Raw genomic sequence first — 9,312 nt, 5'->3', positions numbered from 1 at the left:
TTAATCCGGCTTTCGCCGGGCTATCCCCCACTCCAGGACACGTTCCGATGTCTTACTCACCCGTTCGCCACTCGCCGCCAGGCCGAAGCCCGCGCTGCCGTCCGACTTGCATGTGTAAGGCATGCCGCCAGCGTTCAATCTGAGCCAGGATCAAACTCTTCAGTTCAAACCTGTTACTGTTTTTCGGTTGTTTGACCAACCGGTCGCTCACTCAAAATCACTGACGAATGATCCGATCGAGCCTCCCGGCTCCATCAAACCTTCCTCAATTTCTTTCGTGTGAGACTCGATTACTTTCGCTATCCGGCAGTTCGAAAACCACCGCGCGCCGCCATCGAGCACCCACACTTATCGGCTGTTGATTGTTAAAGAACATTCGCTAAAAAGCCGCTGTTTTCTGCTGCTTTCTTGCGTCTCCGTCGTTTGGAGAGGCCGAATTATTCGCTACCGGCCACCATGCGTCAAGAGGAAATTGAAAATATTTTTGCCCGTGTATTCGTCGTGTCTAAAGAAGCCGCGAAATGCAAGGCCGATTGCGGATGCATTGAATGAAGGGTCCGAGCATTTGTATTTGTTATACGGATCACAAACGTGCGCGCACCGAATCGAGCAGACGGCGCGACGCAAAAATTACCGGCGGCTGCCCCAAGCAATGCAAAGCACGCCGAGCGAACAAAACACGCGCGCACGCGACGCGACGAGGCGCGCACGATCAACAGTCAGGTAGGCTTTACATCACAATGTGACATTTACACGATCCGTACCCGACATGCGCCGACGCGCTAATCCTTGCCCCCAGGTATCACCGAGCCCAGCACCTGACGCGCCGTGTTGACAATCACGCTGCCTTCTTTTGGATCGCCCTCCATCAAGGTCCGTGCAAACGCACGCGCCTGCGCTATCGTGACGTGAGGCGGCAACGGCGGCACTTCGGGATCGGTTTTCACCTCGAGCACGACGGGACGCTTCGCAGCCAACGCGGTTTCCCATGCTTCTGGCAACTGCTCCGCGTTGTCCACATAAATACCCGTCAAGCCGATCAGCTCCGCGAAGCGGTGATAAGCAACGTTGGGAATCTGCTGCGACGCATTGAACTTCGGATCGCCTTCCATCACGCGCTGCTCCCACGTCACCTGATTCAGGTCCTCGTTGTTGAGCACCATGCAGATCCAGCGCGGGTCGGCCCATTGCTTCCAGTACTTCGCGACGGTGATCAGTTCGGCCATATTGTTCATCTGCATCGCACCGTCGCCGACCATCGCGATCACGGGGCGGCCGGGAAACGCAAACTTCGCGGCGATGGCATACGGAACCGCCGCGCCCATCGACGCGAGCCCGCCCGAGAGCGATGCCATCATGCCGCGGCGGATTTTCAGGTCACGCGCGTACCAGTTCGCGCACGAGCCGGAGTCGCTGGTCAGAATGACGTTATTGGGCAGGCGCGGCGACAGTTCCGTGAATGCGCGCTGTGGGTTCACGCCGTTGGTGGACGCCTGATGCGCGCGCTCGTCGAGCGTCTCCCACCAGCGCGAGGTCCAGCGCTCGATACGCGAGCGCCACGTCTGGCTGTCCTTTTCTTTCAGCAGCGGCAAAAGCGCACGCAACGTCTCCGCACTGTCGCCAACCAGATTGACGTCCATGGGATAGCGCAGGCTCAGCATGTCGGCCTTGATATCGATCTGCACGCCGCGCGCATCGCCCTCCTTCGGCAGAAACTCCGAGTAGGGGAAGCCTGAGCCGATCATCAGCAACGTATCGCACGACATCATCAGCTCGTAGCTCGGCTTGGTGCCAAGCAAGCCGATCGACCCCGTGACCCACGGCAGATCGTCGGGCAATGCGGCCTTGCCGAGCAAGGCTTTCGCGACACCTGCGCCGAGCCGGTTCGCGACCTCGATCACTTCGTCCGTTGCATGCAGGGCGCCCGCGCCCACCAGGATTGCGACCTTGCGGCCTTCGTTCAGCACGTCCGCGGCGCGTTGCAGATCTTCGTGCGCCGGCACGACTTTCGGCCGCGAGTATCCGACGCCCGAATGCGCCGTGCCGTGCTTGTGCGCAGGCGGCTCGTATTCGAGGTCTTGCAGGTCGTTCGGCAGGATAAGCGCGGTTACGCGCCGTTCGGCCAACGCGATGCGCACGGCGCGATCGACCATATGCCGCACTTGCGCAGGCACGCTCGCCTGCTGCACGTAGGAGCCCGCCACATCCTTGAACATCGCCGCGAGATCGACTTCCTGCTGATAATGCGAGCCGAGCGCCGCGCGCGCCTGCTGCCCGACTATCGCGAGCACAGGCATGTGATCCATTCGCGCGTCATAGAGTCCCGTAATCAGATGCGCGGCACCCGGGCCGGATGTGGCAATGCACACGCCCAGTTCGCCGGTAAATTTGGCGTGCGCGCTCGCCATGAACGCCGCCATTTCCTCATGACGTGCCTGCACGAATTCGATTTTTCCTTCCGCACGATTGAGGGCACCGAATACGCCATTGATGCCGTCACCTGGATAACCGTACATGCGCCTGATGCCCCATTGATGAAGCCGCTCGACGATAAAGTCGCCCACTGTCTTTGCCATGAAAGCCTCCTGCCGAAAAAAAGTCGTGCGATGTCGCTGGTCGCACATCGCGCCATCTGTCTTGACAGCAAGAGATGCACCGCGCCCAGCCGAAACCGTGCTGTAAGGCACAACCATTGCTGCCCCGTTAGTGGCGGTGAAGTCGTCTGATAGCCGCCGGTACGTTTGTTCGTACGTCGATGTGCGTTTGACAAGAGCGACAACCATGCACGACGTTGCACTTCCCACTGCGCCACCTTTCGCGACGGATCGCTCCGCGGCGGCCCCGATCACGCGCGTCATGGCGCACGCCTATACGATTCCGACCGATGCCCCCGAAGCAGACGGCACCTTCGAATGGCACTCCACAACACTGATCGTGACGGAGGTCGAAGCGGCTGGCGTAACGGGCCTCGGCTATACGTACAGCGATGCATGTGTCGCATCGCTGATTCGCCACTCGCTGACGGACACGTTGCTGGGTGAGGATGCGTCGCAGGTGCAGCGTCTGTGGCAGCGGATGCAGCGCCGCGTGCGCAATCTGGGCCGCGAAGGCATCGCGGGCACCGCTATTTCCGCACTCGACTGCGCGCTGTGGGATCTGCACGCCAAACGGCTCGATGTCCCGCTCGTCGCGCTGTTGGGTCAGGCGCGCGAGCGCGTGCCCGTCTACGGCAGCGGCGGCTTCACGACCTACACCGATACGCAGATGCGCGAGCAGTTGGGCCGATGGGTGCACGACGACGGATGCCGCTGGGTGAAGATCAAGGTCGGCAGCGAGCCGGAGCGCGACCCCGCGCGAGTGCAATGCGCGCGCGATGCGATCGGCGCCGCGAGCGGATTGTTCGTCGATGCAAACGGCGCATTCGACCGAAAGACGGCGCTGCGCTTCGCCGAGACGTTCGCGGAGCATGACGTGCAATGGTTCGAAGAGCCCGTCACCTCGGACGACCTTGCGGGCCTGTGCGCGATCCGCTCTGCCGCGCCCGCGCAGATGAACATCGCGGCGGGCGAATACGGTTATACGCTGGACTACTTCCGCCGAATGCTCGAAGCATCCGCCGTGGACGTGCTGCAAGCCGACGCCAGCCGGTGCGGCGGCATCACGGGTTTCATCCAGGCAGCGCATCTCGCGGCCGCATGCCATGTGCCGCTGTCCGCGCATTGCGCGCCGGCCTTGCATTTGCACGCGGCGGCCGCCGTGCCGGGCTTTTGCCACCAGGAATGGTTCCACGATCACGCGCGTATCGAAGCCATGTTGTTCGATGGCGCGCCGCGCGTGGATCACGGCAGCATTGCGCCCGATCTGTCTCGCGCCGGCTGCGGGCTCGAATTCAAACGCGACGATGCGCGCCGCTTCGCGGTCAGCGTGCCGTAAGCGCATTTTTGCTCGAAGCGAAAAGAAGACGATGAAGAGAACGACGCTCTATGTCCTCGGCGCGCTATGTGCCGCTTCAGGCGCCGCCGCGCTAGCGACGCGCAACGGCCGCGCTGCCGTGCGGCCACGCGCATTGGTGGCTGCCGCGCGGCGCGGCGCAGGCGGCGGGACGTCGCGTGTCCATATCGACGCCGCGCGGGGCTTCAACCACAGTTCCGCGCTGCTCGCGTTCTCGGCGCTCGCGGACAGCGCGATGGAGCACTATCGCGGTTCGTTCGACAACCCAGCGATGATCACGCCGCTCGTATCGGCGAGCGGCGCGCTGCTTGCCGGGCTGCACGGCGGCGCCGACCGGACGCAGGCAGCGCACGCGCTCAGGCATGCGGTGTATGTCGCGGCGGCGGCGGCAGGCGTCGCCGGTACGGCATTTCATCTCTACAACGTCACAAAGCGCCCGGGCGGATTCAGCTGGCACAACCTCTTTTACGGCGCCCCGCTCGGCGCGCCCATGTCGCTGCTGTTGTCGGGCGCGCTCGGCGCGGTCGGCGAGCAGTTGCGCAACCAGCCCGCCATCGATCCCCGCCTGTTCGGCATGCCCGCCGGGAAAGCACTTGCGCTAGCAGCGAGCGCCGGACTGCTGGGCACGGTGGGCGAAGTTGCGCTGCTGCATTTTCGCGGCGCGTTCCAGCATCGCGCGATGTACGCCCCCGTGACGATCCCGCCCCTCGCCGCTGCGATGCTCGTCCATGCCGCGTTATCGACGCCGCGCGAGCGCTGGTTCACGCGCCTCTGGCTGCGCGTCACGGCAGCGCTGGGTCTCGTCGGCACGCTGTTTCATGCGCGAGGAATCGCGCGCAGTCAGGGCGGCTGGCGCAACTGGTCGCAAAACCTGTTAGGCGGTCCGCCCTTGCCCGCGCCGCCCAGCTTCACCGCACTCGCGCTTGCCGGTCTTGCGGCCTTGCGCATGAGGGAGACCGAACATGAATGACGCGCGCCGCCGTCCCGCCTATCCCGCTTATCCTGGTTACGACGTGCTCGACAAACGCAACTCGCCTTCTTGGGACGATGCGACACGCGCCGTCATCGACGAGCGCATCGGCACCGCCGATCAACCGGCATGGTGCAATCCCGATCAATGGCGGACGTTGCGCGCGCTATGCGCGGTGGTCGTCCCTCAGCCGGACGAGCGTCCGCGTGTGCCGCTCGCCGCGCTGGTCGATCGCAAGATCGCATCGGACAAGCGCGACGGCTATCGCAACGCGCGTCTGCCCCGCCTGCAGGACGCATGGCGCATCGGTCTCGCCGCACTCGATGACGAAAGCCGTCGACGGCATCGCGCCGCCTTCGCGGACCTCGACGAAGCGGCGCGTATCGGCATGATCCAGGCGCTGGAGCATGGCACGCTGACGGGCGATGCATGGCAGGACATGCCGTCGAAGCTGTTCTTCAAGGAACGCGTCCTGCACGATATCTGCACGACGTATTACTCGCATCCGTCGACGTGGAGCCAGATCGGCTTTGGCGGACCTGCCAATCCGCGCGGCTATGTGCGGATGGTTTTCAACCGCCGCGACCCGTGGGAGGCCGCTGAAGCGTCGCCGGGCGACGACGCGCATGCGGCACGGGAGAACGGCCGTGCTCGATGACGCGCTTCGCCATCCGCGTGGCAAGGACGGCCGCGCGCCTGACGTCTTCACGCGCGGCGGCTGGCTGCCGATGCGCGAGTATCCGCAGCATGAAGAAGTCGATTTCGTGATCGTCGGCACGGGTGCGGGCGGCGGCACGCTCGCATGCCGTCTCGCGGAAAAGGGCTTCAAGGTCGTCGCGCTCGACGCGGGCGCCTGGTGGAGACCGCTGGAAGAATTCGCCTCCGACGAGGCGCATCAGTCGAAGCTGTACTGGACCGACGAGCGCATCGTCGACGGCGATGATCCGCTCGTGCTCGGTGCGAACAATAGCGGCAAGGCAGTCGGCGGCAGCACCGTGCACTTCGCGATGGTGTCGCTGCGCTTCAGGCCCGAGTGGTTCAAGTCGCGCTCGCTGCTCGGTTATGGCGCGGACTGGCCGCTCGACTGGCGCGAGATGTGGCGTTATTACACCTACGTCGAAGATGCGCTCAAGATTTCGGGCCCCGTCCGCTATCCGTGGGGGCCGAAGCGCCCGCGCTATCCGTATCGCGCGCATGAGATGAACGCGGCTGCCCTCGTGCTCGCAAAAGGCGCGGAAGCCCTGGGCATCGGCTGGAGCCCGACGCCGCTCGCCACCGTGTCGGCACCGCGTGGCAAGGCGCATCCCTGCGTCTATCGCGGCTTCTGCGTATCGGGCTGCGCGACCAATGCCAAACAGAGCGCGCTCGTCACATGGATTCCGCGCGCCGTGCAGGCGGGCGCCGAGATTCGCGATCTTTCGATGGCCGGCCGCATCGATGTGAATCAGTCCGGCCGCGCAACGGGCGTCGAATACTTGCGCGAAGGGCGCTGGCAGTTTCAGCGCGCGCGTCATGTCGTGGTCGCCGGGTATGCAATCGAAACGCCGCGCCTGCTTTTGATGTCGGCCAACAGCCGGTTTCCGGAGGGTCTCGCAAACAGTTCGGGGCTGGTCGGCAGGAACCTGATGGTTCAGTCGAACCAGGCCGTATGGGGTGTGCTGGACGACGAGATCCGCTGGTACAAGGGGCCGCCTTCCCTCTCCATCACCGAGCACTGGAATTACACCGACACCGGCAAGGATTTCTTCGGCGGCTATGCCTACATGAGCCAGGGCCCGCTGCCCGTGGTCTGGGCGCAGACGCAGTTGGGCCGCGGTCTGTGGGGCCAGCCGCTGCTCGACGAAATGCAGATGTACAACCATCAGGCCGGTCTGAAGATCGTCGGCGAAACGCTGCCTCAGGAACGCAACCGCGTCACGCTTGCCGATGAAAAAGACCAGTACGGTCTGCCCATTGCGCGCGTCACATGGAGCTATTGCGACAACGACCGCCGGCTGATTGCCCATGCGCTCGGCTTCATGACACAAGCCCTCGAAGCGGCCGGCGCGCGACAGATCTGGGCGCAACATGACGATACCTGTCATCTGAACGGAACGGCGCGCATGGGCGACGATCGTGCCGTCAGTGTCGTCAACGCGGATTGCCGCAGCTGGGACATACCGAACCTGTGGATCTGCGACGGGTCCGTGTTTCCTACCGTGGGCGGCGTCAATCCGTCGCTGACCATCCAGGCGATTGCGTGCCGCACCGCGGACAGAATCGAAACGCTCGCCGCGCGCGGCGAGTTGTCGTGATGGATCGCGAGGGTCGGCGCACCGGATAGCGAGGAGGTGAATCGTGAACAGAATGCGCACACCGAGGATCGTGGCAATCACGGGCGCGACGGCGGGCGTGGGCCGCGCTGCCGCACTCGAATTCGCGCGGCACGGCGCCGACGTCGCGCTGCTCGCGCGCGATGCCGGCCCGCTTCACGAAACGGCTCAGGAAGTGCGCGCGGCGGGCGTGCGCGTGCTGTCCATTCCCGTCGACGTGAGCGACGCGCAGGCCGTGGAAGCCGCCGCCGCGTCGATCGAATCGCGGCTCGGCCCGATCGACGTGTGGGTCAACAACGCGATGGTGACGGCCTTTGCACCCGTCGATGCCATCTCGCACAACGACTTTGCGCGCATCACCGATGTGACGTATCACGGCTTCGTGTGGGGCACGATGGCCGCGCTGAAACGGATGATGACGCGCGATCGCGGCGTGATCGTGCAGGTCGGCTCCGCGCTCGCCTATCGCTCGATTCCACTGCAATCCGCGTACTGTGGCGCCAAGCACGCAATACGCGGATTCACCGACGCATTGCGCTGCGAATTGCATCAGCGCAAGAGCCGCGTGCACGTGACGATGGTGCAGATGCCCGCACTCAATACGCCGCAGTTCGAATGGGCAGAGAACCAGATGCCGCATGCGCCGCGCCCGGTCGCGCCGATCTTCCAGCCGGAAGTCGCGGCGCGCGCCATCTATTGGGCCGCGACGCACGGGCGCCGCGAAGTGTGGGTCGGCGCTTCGTCGATCAAGGCGATCGTCGCGAACCAGTGGATACCTGGCTTGCTCGACCGCTATCTGGGGCGCACAGGCGTCGACGCGCAGCAGGACGCGAAGATCGCCAGCACCACGCGACCGTCGAACCTGTGGAAGCCGGTGCACGGACTGCATCGCGTGCATGGGCGCTTCGATTCCGAAGCGTCATCGTCGAGCCCCGCGCTCTGGCTCGACACGCATCGCAAACTCGCACTCCTGGGCGTTGCCGCGCTCACGACGCTTTGCGTCGGCCTCATTCGCCGGCGTAGCTGAGCACGCCCGCGCGTCTTGGGGATGCGCGCAAACGCATGAACGTCATGCGCGACATACGCGACATACGCGCCGCGAAACGAAACGCCGCTGATTGACGTCGACGTGTAACCGACGCCGCCCGACCGACGAACTAACCGACTCGCCCACTACCGTTCGCCGCGCCTGCCTATGTCCGTTCACTTTTCATGCACCCTGTGCGGCCGTTGCTGTCATGATCTGCGCCTGCCGCTGTCCGTCGATGAAGCGCTCAAATGGATCGCGCGCGGCGGCAACGTGCAGCTGTTTTGCGATGCAATCGTCTGGCCGCAAGAGCCGCCCCCAGGCGACGCGCTCGCTCGGCACCGGCGCCGCCGCTCGTTCGCTGCGCACAGCGGCACGTTGCCTGTGCGCGTCACGGTGACGCTGGTCGCCGTATTCGAGGGCGCGTGCCCGAACCTGCGCCCCGACATGACTTGCGGCGCGTACGAGCAGCGTCCGCGCGTGTGCCGCATCTATCCCGCCGAGGTCAATCCGTTCCTGCCGCTCGATCCCGCCGCGAAGGCCTGTCCTGCCGATGCGTGGTCCGACGCCGGTCCGCTGCTGATGCACGCGGGCCAGATCGTGAATGCCGACACAGCGGCGCTCGTCGCGCAGTCGCGCGAGTCTGACGAGCGCGACCGTTTCGCCAAGGCTCGCTTGTGCGCGCTGCTCGGGTACGACACCGCCGCCCTCGCCAACGAGGGTTTCGCTGTCTACGCGCCGCAGCGCCAGCGCCTTGAAGCAGCACTGCGAGCAGCACTGCAAGCGGCGCGGCAATCGGGGGCGCCGCCCGATAACCGGGAGCCCGGCTCATCGCATGCCTGGCGCTTCATGACAAACCGTTCGACGACGCTCGCGACGCTGCGCTCGATCGGCGCAATCGCCCAACTGTCCGAGCAACCGCCAGGCGCCGCGCAAGCCCTGACATATTTGGGCTTCTTCGACAGCGATGTCGACAGCGATCGACGGGATTCACCCGACACGCCGGAAACGTATCGACTGTAACCAGCGCGTGACGGCGAGCGAATTACCGT

The 9,312-nt window shown here is 64.6% G+C and carries 7 protein-coding genes and 1 rRNA gene; 6 read left to right on the top strand and 2 right to left on the bottom strand.

The features are described 5' to 3' along the window. Positions 1–166 (bottom strand): 16S ribosomal RNA (locus H3V53_RS02695); the annotation flags it as partial. A 616-nt stretch (positions 167–782) separates the two neighbouring features. Then, positions 783–2,576, bottom strand: coding sequence for a thiamine pyrophosphate-requiring protein (locus tag H3V53_RS02690; protein ID WP_336596595.1), 1,794 nt, complete (start codon positions 2,574–2,576; stop codon positions 783–785). A 205-nt stretch (positions 2,577–2,781) separates the two neighbouring features. Between H3V53_RS02690 and H3V53_RS02685 the strand changes: the two genes are divergently transcribed. From H3V53_RS02685 to H3V53_RS02660, 6 genes are all read left to right on the top strand, one after another. Next, positions 2,782–3,933 (top strand): enolase C-terminal domain-like protein, encoded by a 1,152-nt coding sequence (locus H3V53_RS02685; RefSeq protein ID WP_336596594.1) that lies wholly within the window; start codon positions 2,782–2,784, stop codon positions 3,931–3,933. Positions 3,934–3,964: 31 nt separating this feature from the next. Continuing rightward, the gene (locus H3V53_RS02680; protein WP_336596593.1) at positions 3,965–4,921 is read left to right on the top strand and encodes a hypothetical protein; all 957 of its coding nucleotides are present in this window, start codon (positions 3,965–3,967) and stop codon (positions 4,919–4,921) included. Next, positions 4,914–5,579, top strand: coding sequence for a gluconate 2-dehydrogenase subunit 3 family protein (locus H3V53_RS02675; protein ID WP_336596592.1), 666 nt, complete (start codon positions 4,914–4,916; stop codon positions 5,577–5,579). The genes H3V53_RS02680 and H3V53_RS02675 overlap by 8 nt, the downstream gene beginning before the upstream one ends. After that, positions 5,569–7,215 (top strand): GMC family oxidoreductase, encoded by a 1,647-nt coding sequence (locus H3V53_RS02670; RefSeq protein WP_336596591.1) that lies wholly within the window; start codon positions 5,569–5,571, stop codon positions 7,213–7,215. The genes H3V53_RS02675 and H3V53_RS02670 overlap by 11 nt, the downstream gene beginning before the upstream one ends. 52 nt (positions 7,216–7,267) lie before the next feature. Further along, positions 7,268–8,260: an SDR family oxidoreductase gene (locus tag H3V53_RS02665; RefSeq protein ID WP_336596606.1), complete on the top strand. Its 993-nt coding sequence runs from the start codon at positions 7,268–7,270 to the stop codon at positions 8,258–8,260. Positions 8,261–8,428: 168 nt separating this feature from the next. Beyond that, the gene (locus H3V53_RS02660) at positions 8,429–9,283 is read left to right on the top strand and encodes a YkgJ family cysteine cluster protein (protein ID WP_336596590.1); all 855 of its coding nucleotides are present in this window, start codon (positions 8,429–8,431) and stop codon (positions 9,281–9,283) included. Positions 9,284–9,312 lie beyond the last annotated feature (29 nt).

It is taken from the genome of Paraburkholderia bengalensis (assembly GCF_037126505.1).
Taxonomy (GTDB): domain Bacteria; phylum Pseudomonadota; class Gammaproteobacteria; order Burkholderiales; family Burkholderiaceae; genus Paraburkholderia; species Paraburkholderia bengalensis.
Note: the sequence above shows the minus strand (reverse complement) of the source record. Positions and strands in the feature narration are given on the sequence as shown.